Consider the following 17,521-nt stretch of genomic DNA (forward strand, 5'->3'; position numbering starts at 1 on the left):
ACCAACGAAAGCTGAATGCTTCTCCATCGGTCCTGGCAGTAGCACCTTTTCTTCGCGATGGAAGCTACGAAGAGGGTTGCTGCGGCGTCATCGATCCAGGTCTCTCGGCCGCTCGGGATGGTTACCCTCCTATATGAACCGACCGCCCGCCTCCACCGCAAACGTGCCGTCACATACATTCACACCCGAAGTCACGAACGGGCTCCGTAACCATCAGCTCCTGGGGACGGGATGCACGGCGACGAGACACTTCCGCTCCCCCCGTCGTTACTGCTCCTGCCCTGTCTTGCTACCCTGCCGTCAACGCGGGGTCGGGTATTCGTGACTGAAGAGTCGGTTGCGATACAGCCCCCGGGACGAAACCGGGCGTACGACCACCGGGCAAACACCGTAGGGTCGGTCGAATGAGATTGTTGTTGATTCGCCATGGGCAAACCCCGAACAACGTCACCGGTCATCTGGATACAGCCTTCCCAGGCGCCGGCTTGAGCACCCTTGGGAAGCAGCAAGCGCTAGCCGTGCCGTCAGCTCTCGCAACCCAGAACATCACCGCGAGCATCACCGCGATCTACGCCTCACCCCTTATCCGAACGCAACTGACCGCCGAACCCTTGGCAGCCACGCTCGGCCGCGACATCCGCGTTGTCCCTGGTTTGGAAGAAATCAGCGCCGGCAACCTGGAAATGCTCAACGATCCCGCATCGGTTGAGGCGTACGCCACCTGCCTGATCAGCTGGATGGAGGGCGACCTCGACCAGCGTATGCCCGGCGGTACGACCGGACACGAGTTCATCGAGCGATACGACAACACCCTCCGGATGATCGCCCGCGCTCATTCCCCGGAGGATTCAGTCGCTGTGTTCTCACACGGCGCCGCGATCAGGGTCTGTACCGCCGTCTCCACCCGCATGCCCCCAGTCCGTGTACGGACGCTGACCCTCCACAACACCGGGATGAGTATCCTGAACGGCGACCCCGACCAGCAGTGGTCCCTTGAAGCGTGGCAATCAGACCCGTTAGGCGGTGCAGCACTGGAGGGCGCCACCTCGCACGACGTCACCGGGAATGCCGGATAGAAACCAGCCCACCGTTCACGTGAGAATCCCCTCAGCCATCGTCCCAACCGAATGACTTCGGGAGGAACACGCCCCGACTCCGGTCATGCACGCCGCCAGCGTCGTTGACCTCACCCCGGCACCCCGGTGACCGAGCCCATCGCTGACACATTGCGTAGCCGTCAGCCGACGCCGCCCCTGAACGAGGTGTTAGCTATGCGCGGCGCATCGACCGACTGAAGCCACCGATTCCTTGGTGGGCGAAAGTCACGAGCATGAGCCGACCCGCAATGTCGCATAGGCACTCTCCAGCTGAGCCATCCATGGCATGTCGCGCTAACCAGGCTTTCCCCTTGCCAAAACCAGCAGGCAACAAGTGCCAAGCCACGCCCTCAGCTGGTTGGAGTGCGGAAATCAGTGCCTGAATTGACCGATTCGAGGTACTGCTGCACGGACGTTTCCGGCACCCGGTAGGAGCGACCGAACCGGATACCGTGCATCTCCCCGGACTGCACCAGGCGGTACACCGTCATCTTCGAAACCCGCATCTGCGCGGCTATCTCCGCGACGGTCAGAAGGTTCATCGTCATTGAATCCACTTGTGCCATAGCTACACCTGCTCCTTTAGACTCTTTCACCACTCCTGCAACGTCGTTAACACTGATCGCTCCATGGTCGTTTCTGCACGAGTAGTCACTACCTGTTTCCCTGGCTCGTTGTACAGGTAGTCGGCTACTGCTCTTGTGTCAGGGCAGGTGCGGGAAACACCACACACAACAGGAGTGAGTACTGGCTTCCTCGTGGCACTATCCACCGAATACGAGGTACCTGGCGGCGGAACCCCAGATCAAGGAACAGAATTCTAGGTTTCTTAGCAAGAAGCGAAACCGAAATTCTAGGTTTCTTAGCAAATATGAGCATGATAATCCTAGGCTACCTAGTAATAAGCGCCCTGAAAGAGATTGCGCCGACTAATCCCCACGGAAATTACTCGCCAGTACGAAAAAAGGTCTTTACTATATGTGAATTGGGTGTGGCTGGGGCCACATGGGGCAAGCCCTATCCCGTTTCCGGGCCAGCCGGAATGCAGCGTTGAGTTCCGGATTCAAAAAACCCCGAGCAGTTCCGCTGCCTGGGTGATGAGGGGGTAGTGATGGCTGGAACGTTCGAGGTTTTCCGTGACGGAGGAGTTTCCTTGAGGTTCAGGCTGAAAGCGTCCGACGGGACGGTCGTAGCCGTGTCCGGGCAGTTCTTGGATAAAGCGTCAGCGGTTGAGGGCATTCGCGCGGTCCGTGAGTGCGCTGGGACGGGGCTGATCACGGACCTCTGCCCACCGATGCCCACTGCAGCAATGGAGCGGGACCCCCTACCCGCCGCGGCGGCATAACGAACCCACGGGTCCAAGGTTGCCTGCCAGTCTCCCTAAATTTGAGGAAGACGGCCCGGTGAGGTGCGACATCCCAGTAGGTGTCAGGTCACCCACTCTTCGAAGCGCTCACAGCGCCCGGTCAAAGATATGCCGGAGCTGCGGAACGAACCCGCTTCGAAGGGCTGATCTGCCTGCAGGGTGAGGATCGTTGCGGAAGCCAGCTCGCTTGTCCTCGCGAGGTGCACCCCAGTCCCTGCAGACCCGCAGCCTCGCGTGGCACAGGAGTCACGGCCGGGCGTTCCGCGCTTGCCCCCTGACTCAGAACCCGATGCGACGTTCGTCGGTGCTAGCCGTGCCGACAACACACGTGCACGCACGACGGCCGTGACGGAATCGACGGCTCCGCGTGTTTACTCATGGGAGGCTCATCCCACACTGTTCGAGCGTGGTGTCGCGAATGCGAGGTCACGGTTGCAGGCTGTAGACGAGTGCGACGGTGCCGAGGTCTGTCTGTGCGACGGACTTCAGCGCAAGGTGGCGCGGGGCGGGTAGTCCACCGAACAGGCGCTTGCCAGCGCCCAGGAGCAGTGGGTGGATGAAAAGACGGATTTCGTCGACCAGATCCTCGGCGAGCAACTCCCGGCAGAGGACGCCGCTGCCCAGTACCGCGATGTCCCCCTCGACGGTCATCTTGAGAGCTCTTACAGCGGCCGGGACCCCGGAGGGAAGGATTCGTGTCCCTGCCCATGCTGCGTCGGTCAGGGTCCGGGATGCCACGTACTTGGGAGTGGCATTGAGATGGGCGGCCATGGGGTTGTCGGAGGGTTGATGAGGCCAGAACGCGGCCATCTTCTCGTACGTCTTGCGCCCGAACAGGTAGCTTGAGGTGTTCTCGAGCCCTGACGCCGTGGTGATCTGATGGATGCTCTGGGCGTAAGGCGCGCCCCACCCTCCGGCTGTAAATCCGCCTTCCGTGTCTTCCTGAGGGGACCCAAGGCCTTGCATGACCCCGTCGACCGTCAAGAACTCGATGATGACCAACGCGCCCATGGGGACGTCCTTTCCTCGCGGTCCTACGAGAGTAGATCCTGAGGACCGCGTGATCATGAAAAGCCAGTATCACTGCACGTCATCGTTACTGCACGTGATCGATACGGCACGTGATCATTACTGCTCATGATCGATTCGGCGGTCGACGCCATCATGACCGGAAACCAGTGCGGCCAAGAACCAGTGCAGCCAAGAATCAGTGCAGCCTAGGACACGGCTTCCGCGACCCTGGCCCGAGCTGCCAGCACCCGCACCACCAAATCCCGGGGCCTCGCCGCCGGCATCATCGAATCGGTAGGACAGCCCCCCGCGCCAAGAAATCACTGGAAGCTGCAAAGGACCATCACCTAACCCCTTACCTGACCTCACGTACCTGCCTGCACCATAGAGTGAGCACTCGAAAACATGTGGAGGAGTTGATGTCGTGCCTCACCGCAGCAAGGAGCTCCTCCAGCAGTGGGTCCGCGAGTTCACCGCGACCAGCGGCGACTCACCCAGTGGTATTGAGGTCCTCCGTCACGACGGCGGTGCAGGAACTGACACCGGGCTGGTGGTGATGCGGATGACCGATCTGCCCTCGGACGTCTACCTTTACCCGGCCGGGCCGGGTGACCCGAACTGGGAAGTGAACTTCGGGCCGCGGGAGCGGGACCTCACCATGAGCGCAGCCAAACTCCGGAACCTCGCGAAGGAACTCACCCGGGCCGCGGCGTTGTGTGAGTTCCTCGAAACCAAATCAGCACAGCACACCCCGGGTTCACAACACAGGACGGCACCGTAAGCGTGAGCGAAGGAATAGGCATAAGCGACGCCTACGCCCGTCCCGTCCTACCGGCGGGCCTCCAGATCGTGGAGAAGGAGCGCAGGTACAGCGGACTGCCTGTCCGGATGCAACCTCTTCCGGGTGGTTGCACCCGTATGGGAGCAGCAATTAGCCTCTTTCCCATCGAACTGTCGAGGGGCGACCGGGCCCTGGGAGGAGGAACGCATCACCGCCGACCACTACCGAGAACAGACTGTCCCAATCCCTGGAAAGCCCCTCACGAGGGGCTTTCCTTTTTGTGCCGGACACCGCCACCCTTCGCCGGCCTTCCGATACATTAAGGCGCGGTGACAAGCTGATGTGAGGACCAGCCGCGACCCGTCAGCGAGGATGACGTACAGATCTTTTGGTATCTTCCGGCCCCGGTCCAGAAACTATTCCCTGACGAAAGACCGGGTGTGGTTACAGTGGCCACACCGCGAGGAAAACAGGCGCGACAGAGATGAGAGAAAGCTGGGATTTGGATGACGATGATGACACTGATGGCCCCTACCGGCCCCCTCGAATCCGAGATAACCCGGCCCATACGGCCCACCAGTGACAACGACAGGGAACAACTAGCCCACCTCTACGCACAGACCCGCACCGGAACATCGGGCCCAGACGTCACCAGGCACCACGGAGCTGCCCTTGATGGAGTCCTTCACGACCGGAAGCACCCGGTGATATCCGAAGCCAGCCTGGTATCCGTCGACGCCGAGGGACGGATCATCGCCTGCATCGTCGTGATAAAACGGCCATCGAAGGACGGGGGCGCCGGGACCGCGTTCATCACCGAACTGTTCACCCACCCCCACCACCGCAGGCAAGGCCTGGCCGAGGACCTGCTGCGCTGCGCCATCGACAAACTCCACGCCACAGGCTGGCCGGCGGTCGCCGTCACCCTGGACAGCACGAACGCCGCCGCGATGGCCCTCTACCTCTCCATGGACTTCCGCCGCTGGTGACAACGACCGGCACAACAGGAAATCCACCTCCAGCCTCCAAACATGACGTCCCAACCGCACAAGGAAAATGGAGCTTACGGGGTCCTGCGGGCGGCCAAGCACCCCTCGGCAGCCACCCATCTTCCGCCCGGAGAGGGTGGCTGCAGGGTCAGGGCTGACAGGAAGCGGCGATCAGAAGTGACAGTAATGAAAGGGGACGGCCATGAAACGCGCCGGCACAACCCGGACTGACACAGGTCAGTTGTCGACCAGCCAGTTGTTGAGCGTCGCGGCGAACCTCGTAACCCACGCCTGGAACCGGCGGCTCTCCCACCTGGGTGTCAGCCATGCTGCGTGGTGACCCTGGAGGAACTCGTGGCTGCAGGACCGGCACGACAAGTCGACCTGATCCCCCGGTTGCAGATCACCGGTCAAACGCTGGGCAGGATGCTGCGCAGCCTCGAGGAACGCGGTCTGGTCAGCCGGTCAACCGGTATCAACGGCGACGGCCGGCAGATCCTCGTGACCATCACGCAGCAGGGCACTGACCTCCTGATGCAGGCCAAACGCATCGAAGCAACCTTCAGAGCCTTGGAAGGACAACCCGTTGAGGAGTTACGCGCCGACCTCCTCACAATCCTCCGAACCCGACTCCCTAATCACTAATCGCTGATCGCCAGGCCCTTGCTGGTGTAGGAATGCTCTTCTACCAGCAGGGGCGAGATGGAAGTCATGATCGACCCCGAGCCTCAATCTGGTCCTGGTTATCAGGGGCGGTCGCTTGTTACTGGGCTGGATACGGTGGGTGTGAAGAACCTTGCAGAACTAGCCCTGGGAATGAACACGCTAGGGCTAGCAGAATATTACGGAGTTCACGACAACGGCTTTCCGAGAGCGGCGTCCATCCTGTTGCAGCTCGGCTAGGCGCGGGAACATCACAACCTCCAAAACGGTTATTAACAGTGTAGGAAATCTTCTCCAAAGGGAGGCAGGGCAGTGAGAAAACATGTCCCTGTTTTTACCGAAAGCCGTGTTCTCGTTGATGGCATTCCGGGTCAGGAGCAGTATCGGGAAGACCGCCGGCAATCGTGGAGCCGGTACGTGGCGCTGGGGGATTCCTTCACCGAAGGGGTGGGAGACCCTGAACCAGGCAGCGTTGGAGGGCTGCGGGGTTGGGCCGACCGTGTTGCCGAAGAGTTCGCTACCGGGCGCAATGACTTCGCCTACGCTAATCTCGCGGTGCGCGGGCTGTTGATGGAGCAAATCCTGAACCAGCAGATCGGACAGGCACTGGCACTTGAGCCGGACCTGATCACACTGTCCGCCGGCGGGAACGACATGGTGTTCCATAACAGCGATCCGGACAAACTCGCGGACAGGCTTGAAGCCGGGGTGAGCGTGCTGGCCGAAACGGGGGCGACCATCGTGTTGTTCACGGGACCGGACTGGGGATCAACCCCGGTACTGGGCCGCAACCGTGGGAGAGTGGCCATCTTCAACGAGAACCTCCGTGCCATCGCTGCCCGCCATGATGCGGTAACCGTGGATCTTTGGGCCCTCAGGCAGTTCAGGGATCCTCGGATGTGGGACCCGGACCGGTTGCATCTGTCCCCGCTGGGCCACCACACGGTGGCCATGGCAGTACTGGACACCCTCGGTGTCCGTCATACCCTGGTACCGCTGGAGGCCAAGGACCTGCCGAACGGTAGCTGGCGTGAGGCCAGGGCCGGTGACCTTGCGTGGGCAAAAACCTACCTTCTCCCCTGGGCCCTGAAGCAGGTGCGGCACCACGGTGCGCTGGAGGAGCGCCGGGCGAAGCGCCCCTACGCCGCCCCGGTTCTCGAGGACGGGAACCCTTCAGCGCCGCCCCCGGCCCTGGTGAAGGGATAGCACCTGTTTCTCCGGGGATCCGGGATCCGGGGTGCGGATTGGATGGGTTGGGCGGCGGTGATGGTGTCGCGGTTCCCAGCCACTATCGCAGCTGTTCGTTCCGTAGCCAGGACTGCCCTGTCCGGCCCCTGAAGTGAGTACCAGCCTCCTCGTGGCGCTGCCCACCGAATACGAGACACGCGGCGGTACCAAAATCAAGGAAACAGAAATTCTAGGCTGCTTAACAAGCAAGAGAAAAGAGATTTTAGGCTGTTTAGCGAATAAGGGAATAGATTCTAGTTTGCTTAGCAAACAGCCTGCTGAAAAACTTGTGCTGACCAACTCCAACGGAAATTACTCGCCAGTACGAAATAAGGCCTTTACTATAAGAGAATTGGGTGTGGCTGGGGTCACGTAGGGGAAGCCCTATCCCATCTTCGGGCCAGCCGGAACGCAGCGTTGAGTTCCGGATTCAATGACGAACCCGAGCAGTTCCTCTGCCTGGGTAATCAGGGGGTAGTTATGGCTGGAAAGTTCGAGCTCTTCCGTGACGGAGGAGTTTCTTTCAGGTTCAGGTTGAAAGCGTCCGATGGGACGGTCCTAGCCGTCTCCGGGCAGTTCTCGGACAAAGCATCAGCGGTCGAGGGTATTAGCGCGGTCCGTGAGTGCGCTGGGATGGGGCTGATCACCGACCTCTGCCTACCGATGCCCCCTGAAGAAGTCATGGAGCAGGGCCTCCTACCCGCCGCTATGGCGAGATAGCGAACCCTTGGGTGCACGGTTGTCCGCCAGTCTTCCCGGATCTGAGGAAAACGGCACCACAGGTACGACACCGCAGCAGGTGTCAGGTCGTTAAGTCTTCGAAGCGCTCACAGCGCCCGGCCCTAGATATGCCGGAGCTGCGGACCAACAACCCGCTTCAAAGGGCTAGCGTGCAGGTAAGGATCCGTGCAGGTAAGGATCCGTGCAGGTAAAAATCACTGCGAAAGCCAGCTCCCGTGTCTTCGCGAGGCAAACCCCAGTTCGCCCGAGCCCCGCAGTCCCGTGGAGTCGTGGCAGGACTGGAGTCCCAACTGGCCGCTGGGCTTTCTTCCATCACGTCAGGTGTATGGGGTGGCTGACAGTACACGTCACCGCCCCCCGCCAACTACTGAGTACGGACGTTATGGGACCAGACTGTGGCTCCTCGTCCGGGACATGCCGGCAGTGACCAGTGCTGTCGGAACAGCAGATGCGACCAGCTTGATCGAAGGAGCAGATATGACAACAGCACAGAACAATCCGGCACCGAACAATCCAATGACGGAGACACTGCTGACGGTTGCGGAGATCGCCGCCCGGATACGGGTCTCGAAAATGACCGTGTACCGCCTGGTCCAATCCGGGGCACTGAACGGTGTCCGGTTTGGCCGCTCCTACCGGGTGCCAGAAACCGCCGTGGAGCAATACCTCGACTCCATCAACTCAAAGCACTGAGCCACCGCTCGTCACCGGACTGAGGTACGCCTCAGGTGTACTGGAGACGTTGCCGGTTGTGGTGATGTTGATGATCAGGACACCCCACGGACCATTACCTAAACTCTTACCTGACCTCACGTACCTGCCTGCACCATAGAGTGAGCACTCGAAAACATGTGGAGGAGTTGATGTCGTGCCTTACCGCAGCAAGGAGCTCCTCCAGCAGTGGGTCCGCGAGTTCACCGCGACCAGCGATGACTTACCCAGTGGTATTGAGGTCCTCCGTCATGACGGCGGTGCAGGAGCTGACACCGGGCTGGTGGTGATGCGGATGACCGATCTGCCCTCGGACGTCTACCTGTACCCGGCCGGCCCGGGTGACCCGAACTGGGAAGTGAACTTCGGGCCGCGGGAGCGGAACCTCACCATGAGCGCAGCCAAACTCCGGAACCTCGCGAAGGAACTCACCCGGGCCGCGGCGTTGTGTGAGTTCCTTCAAACCAAATCAGCACACCACACTCCGGGTTCACAACACATGACGGCAATGTAAGCGTGAGCGAAGGAGTAGGTATAGGCAACGCCTACGCCAGTCCCGTCCTACCGGTGGGCGTCCAGATCGTGGAGGAGGAGCGCAGGTACAGCGGACTGCCTGCCCGGATGCAACCTCTTACTGGTGGTTGGACCCGTGTGGGAGCAGCAATTAGTCTCTTTCCCATTGAACTGGGGCGGACCAGAACGAGTGCTGAATCCGGCGCAGACGGTGGCTCGGGGTTTCAGCGGAACCCGAACCTTTGCTGTTCCGTGTGCTGGTAGGCGCCCGTCCAGGCCCCCGGCCTCGGAACGTGTGGTTCGTAGCGCCCACACGGGCACCTTCATCAGCATCGTGCACCCTTGACAGGCAGGCCCGGCCTGAGGAATATCAAGGTTTCAGTGCACCTGGTCGTCCCTTAGGAGCCCACCCGCGCTCCGGGTTCCCCCGGCTTCTCAAAGGGCTATCGGATGCAGCCAGTACTTGCTCGTCGCAGGTCCTTCCGGAGTGTGGCCGCAACCGCCGCGGCCGCGGCAGCCCTCCTGGCGGTCTCCGTCACGGGGTGCACCAGTGCCGCGGAGCCGGCTGGCCGGCAGTCCCCAACGCTTCAGTCCCCCGCGGCGACCGCCGCCAAGGGTTCCGCACCGGTCTCCAGCACGTCCACGTCCTCGAGTGGGTCGCCGTCCTCGAGTGGGTCGCCGTCCTCGAGTGGGTCCGGATCCCCTGGGGGGGATGTTCGGGTTGCTGCTGTCGGTGACATGAACGGTGCCAAGACCGATGATCCTGATAGCCCGTCCGGCCGGAACGGTGCGGCGATCACCCGGCTCGTGGAGAACGACGAGATCGACGCATTCCTGGGGCTCGGGGACTTTCAGTACGACACCGCGTACTGCGCCGACTACGTGGACTACTGGAAGCGGCTGTGGGGCGGCACGATGCCCAAGCTGTACTGGGTGTCCGCCCCCAACCACGACTGGAAACCCGGCCGCAACGAAGACCTCGACAACTTCATGAACGGGCAATGCCCGGGGTCCACGGCGAAGGCTGCCATCAACGAGCAGCGCGGGTTCATCGGCAACGGGAAACCGTATTCGAAGGACTTCGGGAACTGGCACTTCGCGTTCCTGTCGTCCGCGCACTGGGAGTACGATTCCACGAAGGCCCGGGAGATGACCGAGTGGCTGGACAACGACCTCGCTGCTGCTCGGGCGGCCGGAAAGCACCTGGCCGTCGTCTACCACGAACCGTACTTCACATCGAACACCGACCAACATGAGCGGGCCGCCGACCACAAGCCGTGGATCGACGTGATGTGGAAGCACAGGGTCCGCCTGACCCTGTCAGGGTCACAGCACAACTACGAACGCTCCTGTCCGGTGGACAACGCCGACCGGTGCGTCAGTGACGGTATGACAGCGTTCCAGGTCTCCACGGGAGGTGCCGGCCTCCGCTCCTTCACCAGCCGTCCGCCGTACATCGAGAAACGGTTCAGCGACACCCACGGGTACCTCCGATTGACGCTTCGGGACGACGGGTCTTTCGACTGGGAGTTCGTTCCGACGACGGGGTCCAGCACGGACTCAGGGACGCGACCGGCGCCGTGACGGGAAGCCATGACCGGCGCCGCCGCGTTTATCGCCAGCAGCTAAATGTAGCGCTGGCAGTTCGAGGGTACGTCCCTAAAGGGCGTTCCGCGGTCTGACGAACCGCAGTTTCGTGTGAACTCACCCACCGTTGATTCCATCAGCACATATTTTGACTGTTGGTCGATCCAGGCATCGATGGTGCTGTCCTCAATGGTCCCGGAGTAACTTCATTCCCGCATCCAAGCTGGCGGTCAGAAGTTCGTTTTGTGGGGGCAGGGGCGCAGAGATGGAACAAGCCCAGCACCTCACATCTCCTTGCCTTCAATCTTCGGCCGTATGGCTGAAGGGGACTGCAGAGGCAGGGTGACGACGAAGCGCGTGTGGCCGTCGGTGTTCTCGGTAGCGAGGATGGTGCCCGCATGGGCGCGGATGATGTTTTTGCTGATTGCCAGGCCTAAGCCACTGCCGCCGCTTTCGCGGGTGCGGCTCTCATCGAGGCGGACGAAGCGTTCGAAGACGCGTTCGCGCTGGGTTTCGGGGATCCTGTCGCCATCGTTGTCGATGGTCAGAATTGCTTGTCCATGGCCGTGTGAGTCACTCGCGTCAGAGCTGGCATGCGTGCTCGGATGCTCGCTGGCGCTGTTGCTTAGATTGATGCTGATAGTGGAGGCGGCGTGCCGGTCGGCGTTGTTCAGGAGGTTTCGGATGACCTGAGTAATGCGGTGGGGGTCTGCGGTGATGCGGACGGGCTCGATGTGGGCGTGGATGGCGTGACGCGACACGGATTTCAGCCGGTTCAGTTCCTCGAGGAGTAGATCGTCGAGGTCAACGTCCTGCATGACGAATTTGAGTCCGGCATCGTCGATTTTCGCAAGCGTCAGCAGGTCTTCGACGAGGTATCCCATCCTGAGTGCTTGGGTTTGCAGCATGGCGGAGGTCTCGCGCCAGGTCACATCGGACGAGTCGGCGGCGGCGATTTCGAGTCCTGTTGTCAGGGTGGCCAGGGGACTGCGTAGCTCGTGGCTGGCGTCCGTGACGAACCGCCGCTGGGCGGCATCGGCGCTCTGCAGGCGGGCCAGCATGCCGTTCATGGTCGTAGCCAGTCGTTCGATTTCGTCCCGGGTAGGGGGTACTTCGACGCGTTCGTCGAGGTGCTGGTGAGAGATACCGGCGACCGTTGAGCGGATCCGTTCAACCGGCCGGAGCGCCCGTCCGACGAGAAACCACATGAGTGTTCCCGCCAGGGCGAGCAGGACCGGCACCCCGGTGAGGAGGAACCAACCGACGGTGCTGATGGCGTCGCGTTCGATGGCGGTGGATACACCGACCGCGACCACCATGTCCCCACCCGGGGTGGTAATCCCCTCGGCTGCCACGATGTAGTCATCGACGTCGACCATGCCGATCAGCCCAGGAGCTTCGGAAAGGTAGGACTGTCCGGCAGCAAGATGTTCCCCGCTATACAACGGATCGTCCATGGACGCGTCGGTGGTGGCGATGACGGTGCCGCCCGGGCTGATGACCTGCGCTACCTGCGTTCCGGAGCTTTCGCCGGTGCCGGTTCCTTCACCAGCCAGATCACCGGCGAGATCACCAGGGAGATCATTGGGAAGGGATTCAGGGTCGTTCTCCTGGATCTGTTCGGCGATGGTGTCGCGGCGCTGCACGGCGAGATCCCGGGCGTTGTCCAGGAGCGAGGACCGCAGCACTGACAGGAGGATGACACCGGCGATGATCAGGATGACGGCCATGGTGACGACCGCGGCCAGGACGGCCTGCTGGCGCACGCCCCACCTGGCTAGCCAAGGGAGACCTGTTCGCAGGGGGCCCGGTGTGGAGGGGGTCATTGGCGGTGGGCCGACGTGCGGGCCGGGGTCAGCGTTCATCGGAGACCAGGCAGTAGCCCATGCCTCGGACGGTGGTCAGGGTGCTCATGCCAAAGGGTGCGTCGAGTTTCTTGCGCAGGTACCCCACGTATACCTCGACGACGTTGTCGCTGCCCTCGTAGGCTGCGTCCCAGACGTTATCGAGGATCTCTGCTTTGGACACCACCTGGTCGTGGTGACGCATCAGATAGTGCACGATGGCGTACTCCTTCGGCGTCAGCGCGATAGGGGCCCCTCCCCGGGTCACCCTGCGCCGCACGGGGTCCAGGAGGAGAGATCCGACGCTCAACGAGACCGGGCGCTCTGGAGCACCACGGCGGATCAGCGCCCGCAGGTGTGCGACGAGGACGATGAAGCTGAAGGGTTTAGTCAGGTAGTCGTCGGCGCCAAGATCAAAGGCGTCCGTCTGGTCGTACTCGCCGTCCTTCGCCGTGAGCATCAGCACGGGAGTCCAGATTTTCGCTGCCCGGATTTCCTTAAGGACCTGGTAGCCATGCTTGCCCGGAAGCATGATGTCCAGGACCGCGGCGTCGTAGGGATTCTCCACCGCCATCCACGCCCCGGTGACGCCGTCGTGGGCGACATCGACCACGAAACCCTCATTGGTAAGCCCCCGGCGGATTGACTCGGCCAAGTCCTTCTCGTCCTCGACCAGCAGCACACGCATCAGGCTTCCTCTTTCCGTCACGTCGATGTCATCGTAGCGATGCAGGCCTTGAACAAGCTGAGCGAGCTGAGCCTAGCTAACCAGAGGGCAACCCGGACAGGTGATGTGACTCATGCGGCCGACTCGTCCTGTCCCTGTGTCTGTGCCGTCGACGGCGTAGCTGATGTGCCGGCCCGGTTGCGGCGTACGTGTCGGGTCACCTCGATGATGGTGGGGACCACGGAGACGACAACGATTACCAACGCGATGAGGTCGACGTGACCGGCGATGAAGGGCACGCCCCCGAGCACGGAACCGGCAAGTACCAGCCCCGCACCCCAGAGGACCCCGCCGAGGACGTTCCACATCAGAAATGACCGGTATCGGTAGTGGGCAGCGCCGGCCGCCAGCGGAACAAAGGTCCTGGCAAAGGGTACGAACCGGGCCAGCACGAGCGATCGGCCCCCATACCGGGTGAAAAAATGCTCGGCAGCGGTGAGGTACCGGGTGTTCAGGATGCGGGCGTCCTCCTTGAACAATCTTCGTCCGAAGCTCCGCCCCAGCCAGTACCCGACCTGGTCCCCCGTGATGGCCGCTGCCACAACCACCGCGATCAGCAGTATCAGCGGTAGATCCAACCGGGCATGCAACAATCCGGCCGTGAAAATCAGGGAATCCCCCGGGAGGAAGGGAAACAGCACCCCGGATTCGACGAACACGATCCCGGCGACCACCAGCAGAACCCATCCTCCGGCGTGTTGCAGGAGCGCGGACGGATCAGTCACATCGCCCAGCGACAAACCAGCAGGCAGCACGGTCGTCGTCGCCGTGGTCATCGCACCGACCATAGGTGTCATCATGCGTCATTCCCCTTGGTTTCCTTGCGCAGGACGGCGGCATCGGCGGTCTCGAGGTACCGGACCATGGCTGGGGCCAGCACGAGGAAGGCTCCGAGGAGCTCTACGCGCCTGCAGTGTTCGGCAACCATTCCACGGACAACCTGAGAGTTCGCTGAGCGAAAGCACCCTGATCGGGAGGAAGAGGCTGGACAGCGTTAGGACTGCGCTGGGAATGGGTTAGGAATGGGTCCGGCCGTGCGCGGCCGGGGTAAGTGGGCTCCCGATAGGGGGCGGTGCGGCTACTTGCCGTGGGTGGCGTCCTGAGCGGCGTCTGCGGCGTCGTTCATTTCGCCGTCCGCGCCGTTGTCGTCCTGCGAGCCAGCCCCATCCGCCTCGTCGGCTTCATCGGTTCCGCCACCGTCGGCGCCCTCGTCGTCACCGGCTTCAGAGGCCAGGATTGTGCCGTTGCCGGCATCGACCGTCACTTCGGTCACTGCGCCGGCCCCGTCCTTGACGGTTACGTCGTAGACGAGGAACCCATCGTCGCCGCTGAGCTCAGTGCTGATGGCGGTGCTACCAGGGACGGATGCGGTTGCGGCCCCCTCGGCCCCTGTCGCGTCGATAGTGGCCAACTGGGTGAGTTGAGCGGATTCCTCGGCGTCGGGGACCTCGGTGGCCGACTCGGGGACCGGGATCGATCCCTTCACCAACGCTTCGTCCTGGTCGTTCTGCCCGTCCTGGTCGTTCTGCTCGTTCTGCCCGTCCTGCTCGTCCTGCTCGTTCTGGGTTGTCCCTGATGCGGGCGTGCTGGCGCTATTGGCGTTGGCGACAGCCACGCCGACGAGAACGGTGCCGCTGACCAGAGCCAGACCCGCGAGGGACCCCACCAGGGCCTTCTTATTCTGCGTGATCTTCATGGATTGACTGCCTTTCAACCACCGGACGGTCACCCGTGGTGCGAACTGTAGGGTCCGTGTTCTCTTCGGGTCCGGCCCGTTGTGGGGTGCTTGAGCCAATTCTCGTCCCCGACCGCTTAGAGGAGGCTGAGAACACCTGAGAATCCCGCCCGCCCCACATCAGGCCCTCCCCGAACGTGCACTGCACTTGCGGATGGTCCTGCAGGTAAGGGCGCCCGAAGTACTCTTGTCTGGTTCCTGAAAATTCCGGTCTCTCACGCTGATGCTCGTAGCCTCGTGGGACTCTCAGGGTCCGTTCAAGGTCCGTGGTCGACACTGCTCCTATTGACGTTCGCCGCATCGATGGCGGACTATCGGGCCGGGCGGCGCAGGGAGACACCATGGACAGGACAGGACTCAGGCACAGGGCAGGACACAGACGACTTCGGGCCGCGATCACTGTGGGCGCACCTTTCGCCGTTGGCATCCTGCTGATAGCGGCGGCCGCGGACGGCAGCCTCCTCGCCCCCGGTGCACGCAGCACAATCGCGCCCACGACAGCCGCGAGCCATGCCCCCGCGAGACAAGTCGGGCACGCCGCCCCAGCCTCCCCGACGGCATCTGCCAGCCCCACCACGGGGGTCATCCCCGAACCTCCTACCGCCGAACCGTCTCCCGCGCAGTGCATCGATCCCATCAGCAAAGGACCCGGGCTAAAATTGCCCGATCCCGGAAGGGCAGCTCTGCTGATTGGCGACTCCCAGTCCGGTGGCGCGGCCGGAGTCCCCGCCCAGAGGACTTGGACGCAGGCCGGGCTCCGCGGTGCAGGGTACGACGTCCGGTTCGTCGGGGCCGGTGGCACCGGATTCGTGGCCACCACCAGCAGCGCAACCAATTACCCCTCGGCGCTCACACAGGGACAGTGGACCCTGCCATGCACGGATCCGGCCCTGATCGTCATTCAGGGCGGCGGCAACGACGCCACCCAGGGTGCAACCGACGCGCAGATCACCGGCGGCGCCGACGCGGTCGTCTCCACACTCACCCGAACCTACCCCTCCTCGGTGATTGTCATGATCGGGACGCTGGCACGAGGAGCGGCCGCCGGTGGTGGACGACGCACCGCGGTCGACGGGGTCCTGGGCGCTTACGCACTCGGTCATCACCTGGCTTTCATCAGCGCGGGCGACTGGTTGACCCGCTACCAGGCAAGCTCTCAGTTGGCAGACGGGGTGCACCTGACCCAGGCCGGCCACGATCATCTCGCCGGAGTGCTCGGGACACAGCTGAACGAGCTGCAGCTCACTCAGACTGATCTTGCCCGTGCCCAGCAGACCCGGCCGAACGCCGAGCGCTGAACCGATCCCTGGTCAGCAGGTACCGGACACCCCACTTCGGAGCCCGGCGCGAAGTGGACGACCGACGGGCGGGTGCGATGCAGTGGCCGGTGGATCGTGGACCGTGGCCGGCACCGCGTGGGTCGCCGACGGACGAAACCGCAAGGAAAAGGGGCTCAGCGTTCTCACAGAATCGCCGCTTTACGGTATGCCTGAGGGCTTCTTCACCTGACGACGCAGGTGGCCATGGAGGCACAACAACGCCAGCATCGGGCCCGTAGCAAAGGAACAATCAATGGATCCGGATAGCAACTCCCACTCCACCCAACGCGCAGGTGATCCTGCTACGGGGGGCGATCCGCTTGGCGGCGAGCAGGACCGCTTCGCGGCAGGACGGGACCTGACGCGCTGGAGGACACCACCGGGCCGATGGCTGGCTCGGTGGACGCACCGCCTCAGCGCCCGGTTGGGCCCGCACGCTGCACTGGTCATACCGCTATGCGTCGGGGCTGTCCTGGCATTGTTGCTGACCATCGGGTCGGCAGGGATCTACGACGCTGTCACCGAAAACGATGGTGTCGCGACGCTGGATCATCCGCTGCTGAACGCCGCCGAGGGCCTGCGATCTCCGACCCTCAATACCTTGGTGACCGGCTACACGAACATCGGCGGCCCGATCGCGATGCCCCTCCTGGCTGTGGGCTTCATGATGATCCTGGCTGTTCGCCGTCGTTCCTGGACACCTGTCGTCCTGATCGTCGCCGCTGCGGCCGGGTCGCTGCTGATGACGATCGTGGGGAAGCATTTCATCGGTCGCACCCGGCCTCCCCTGATCGATGCCGTCCCACCATATGAGTATTCGGCGTCCTTCCCGAGCGGGCATTCCCTCAATGCCCTCGTGATCGCAGGGATCATCGCGTATCTGCTCCTGCTGCGTCAGCACAGCCACCGGGCGGGAGTCCTCATCGTCGTAGTGGCTGCGGTCTTCGCGTTCAGCATGGGCCTCAGCCGCGTCTACCTCGGCCACCACTGGTTCACCGATGTGCTGGTCGCCTGGACCCTCGGAGCCGCGTGGCTCGCCCTGGTCATCACCGCCCACCGCCTCTATCTGACAGCTCAACACCGCACGAGAGCACGGACACGGAACAGCCAGACCGTCACCGACCATCCGGACCCGGGACCAGCAGCGTGAGCCTTCCCTGCCATAGGTAGCCGCAAATCCGCTTCCGGTTCTGGCTGAGCTTCCCTCTTC

Annotated in this window: 21 protein-coding genes and 1 riboswitch; of the genes, 13 read left to right on the forward strand and 8 right to left on the reverse strand. The window is 62.7% G+C overall.

The window, feature by feature from the left end; genetic code table 11:
- Positions 1-20: 20 nt before the first annotated feature.
- Positions 21-124: riboswitch (SAM riboswitch) on the reverse strand.
- A 280-nt stretch (positions 125-404) separates the two neighbouring features.
- The gene (locus tag P5G52_RS01550) at positions 405-1,076 is read left to right on the forward strand and encodes a histidine phosphatase family protein (protein ID WP_301224230.1); all 672 of its coding nucleotides are present in this window, start codon (positions 405-407) and stop codon (positions 1,074-1,076) included.
- Positions 1,077-1,447: 371 nt separating this feature from the next.
- On the opposite strand, the gene P5G52_RS01555 is transcribed toward P5G52_RS01550, so the two are convergent.
- Positions 1,448-1,645, reverse strand: a complete 198-nt coding sequence (locus tag P5G52_RS01555) for a helix-turn-helix domain-containing protein (protein ID WP_301224231.1) — start codon at positions 1,643-1,645, stop codon at positions 1,448-1,450.
- Positions 1,646-2,208: 563 nt separating this feature from the next.
- Between P5G52_RS01555 and P5G52_RS01560 the strand changes: the two genes are divergently transcribed.
- Positions 2,209-2,442, forward strand: coding sequence for a YegP family protein (locus tag P5G52_RS01560; RefSeq protein WP_363321856.1), 234 nt, complete (start codon positions 2,209-2,211; stop codon positions 2,440-2,442).
- Between the two features lie 447 nt (positions 2,443-2,889).
- On the opposite strand, the gene P5G52_RS01565 is transcribed toward P5G52_RS01560, so the two are convergent.
- Complete coding sequence (locus P5G52_RS01565; RefSeq protein ID WP_301224232.1) at positions 2,890-3,474, reverse strand: dihydrofolate reductase family protein; 585 nt, start codon at positions 3,472-3,474, stop codon at positions 2,890-2,892.
- A 424-nt stretch (positions 3,475-3,898) separates the two neighbouring features.
- Between P5G52_RS01565 and P5G52_RS01570 the strand changes: the two genes are divergently transcribed.
- From P5G52_RS01570 to P5G52_RS01605, 8 genes are all read left to right on the forward strand, one after another.
- Positions 3,899-4,255, forward strand: coding sequence for a hypothetical protein (locus P5G52_RS01570; protein WP_301224233.1), 357 nt, complete (start codon positions 3,899-3,901; stop codon positions 4,253-4,255).
- A gap of 704 nt (positions 4,256-4,959) precedes the next feature.
- Entirely contained in the window at positions 4,960-5,244 is a 285-nt protein-coding gene (locus P5G52_RS18345) for a GNAT family N-acetyltransferase (RefSeq protein ID WP_435868631.1), read from the forward strand.
- 333 nt (positions 5,245-5,577) lie between these two features.
- Entirely contained in the window at positions 5,578-5,889 is a 312-nt protein-coding gene (locus tag P5G52_RS01580; protein WP_301224234.1) for a MarR family winged helix-turn-helix transcriptional regulator, read from the forward strand.
- Positions 5,890-6,270: 381 nt separating this feature from the next.
- Positions 6,271-7,113, forward strand: a complete 843-nt coding sequence (locus P5G52_RS01585; protein WP_301228591.1) for an SGNH/GDSL hydrolase family protein — start codon at positions 6,271-6,273, stop codon at positions 7,111-7,113.
- 151 nt (positions 7,114-7,264) lie between these two features.
- Complete coding sequence (locus P5G52_RS01590) at positions 7,265-7,510, forward strand: hypothetical protein (RefSeq protein WP_301224235.1); 246 nt, start codon at positions 7,265-7,267, stop codon at positions 7,508-7,510.
- A gap of 104 nt (positions 7,511-7,614) precedes the next feature.
- A complete protein-coding gene (locus tag P5G52_RS01595; RefSeq protein WP_363321857.1) occupies positions 7,615-7,854 on the forward strand; it encodes a YegP family protein in 240 nt (79 codons plus the stop codon).
- Between the two features lie 498 nt (positions 7,855-8,352).
- Positions 8,353-8,568: a helix-turn-helix domain-containing protein gene (locus P5G52_RS01600; RefSeq protein WP_301224236.1), complete on the forward strand. Its 216-nt coding sequence runs from the start codon at positions 8,353-8,355 to the stop codon at positions 8,566-8,568.
- 175 nt (positions 8,569-8,743) lie between these two features.
- Entirely contained in the window at positions 8,744-9,100 is a 357-nt protein-coding gene (locus P5G52_RS01605) for a hypothetical protein (protein WP_301224237.1), read from the forward strand.
- A 586-nt stretch (positions 9,101-9,686) separates the two neighbouring features.
- On the opposite strand, the gene P5G52_RS01610 is transcribed toward P5G52_RS01605, so the two are convergent.
- The gene (locus tag P5G52_RS01610; protein WP_301224238.1) at positions 9,687-9,839 is read right to left on the reverse strand and encodes a hypothetical protein; all 153 of its coding nucleotides are present in this window, start codon (positions 9,837-9,839) and stop codon (positions 9,687-9,689) included.
- Here P5G52_RS01610 and P5G52_RS01615 point away from each other — a divergent pair.
- Positions 9,838-10,683 (forward strand): metallophosphoesterase family protein, encoded by an 846-nt coding sequence (locus P5G52_RS01615; RefSeq protein WP_301224239.1) that lies wholly within the window; start codon positions 9,838-9,840, stop codon positions 10,681-10,683. The two genes, P5G52_RS01610 and P5G52_RS01615, sit on opposite strands and share 2 nt — an antisense overlap.
- Before the next feature lie 287 nt (positions 10,684-10,970).
- Here P5G52_RS01615 and P5G52_RS01620 read toward each other — a convergent pair whose 3' ends face one another.
- The 5 genes from P5G52_RS01620 to P5G52_RS01640 all read right to left on the reverse strand — a co-directional run bounded on the left by P5G52_RS01620 (position 10,971) and on the right by P5G52_RS01640 (position 14,953).
- Positions 10,971-12,452 (reverse strand): sensor histidine kinase, encoded by a 1,482-nt coding sequence (locus tag P5G52_RS01620; RefSeq protein WP_301224240.1) that lies wholly within the window; start codon positions 12,450-12,452, stop codon positions 10,971-10,973.
- An 88-nt stretch (positions 12,453-12,540) separates the two neighbouring features.
- Complete coding sequence (locus P5G52_RS01625; RefSeq protein WP_301224241.1) at positions 12,541-13,218, reverse strand: response regulator transcription factor; 678 nt, start codon at positions 13,216-13,218, stop codon at positions 12,541-12,543.
- 110 nt (positions 13,219-13,328) lie between these two features.
- Positions 13,329-14,057 carry a DedA family protein gene (locus P5G52_RS01630; protein WP_301224242.1) on the reverse strand — a complete coding sequence of 243 codons (729 nt, stop codon included), beginning with the start codon at positions 14,055-14,057 and terminating at the stop codon, positions 13,329-13,331.
- On the reverse strand, positions 14,054-14,185 hold the full coding sequence (locus tag P5G52_RS01635; protein WP_301224243.1) for a hypothetical protein: 132 nt from the start codon (positions 14,183-14,185) through the stop codon (positions 14,054-14,056). Before P5G52_RS01635 ends, P5G52_RS01630 begins: the two co-directional genes overlap by 4 nt.
- Before the next feature lie 150 nt (positions 14,186-14,335).
- Positions 14,336-14,953 carry a PepSY domain-containing protein gene (locus tag P5G52_RS01640; protein ID WP_301224244.1) on the reverse strand — a complete coding sequence of 206 codons (618 nt, stop codon included), beginning with the start codon at positions 14,951-14,953 and terminating at the stop codon, positions 14,336-14,338.
- A 380-nt stretch (positions 14,954-15,333) separates the two neighbouring features.
- On the opposite strand from P5G52_RS01640, the gene P5G52_RS01645 reads away from it, so the two are divergent.
- Positions 15,334-16,290, forward strand: coding sequence for an SGNH/GDSL hydrolase family protein (locus P5G52_RS01645; RefSeq protein WP_301224245.1), 957 nt, complete (start codon positions 15,334-15,336; stop codon positions 16,288-16,290).
- A 274-nt stretch (positions 16,291-16,564) separates the two neighbouring features.
- Complete coding sequence (locus tag P5G52_RS01650) at positions 16,565-17,461, forward strand: phosphatase PAP2 family protein (RefSeq protein ID WP_301224246.1); 897 nt, start codon at positions 16,565-16,567, stop codon at positions 17,459-17,461.
- Positions 17,462-17,521: the final 60 nt, after the last annotated feature.

The sequence above is a fragment of the Arthrobacter burdickii genome (assembly GCF_030433645.1).
GTDB classification, from domain to species: Bacteria; Actinomycetota; Actinomycetes; order Actinomycetales; family Micrococcaceae; genus Arthrobacter_D; species Arthrobacter_D burdickii.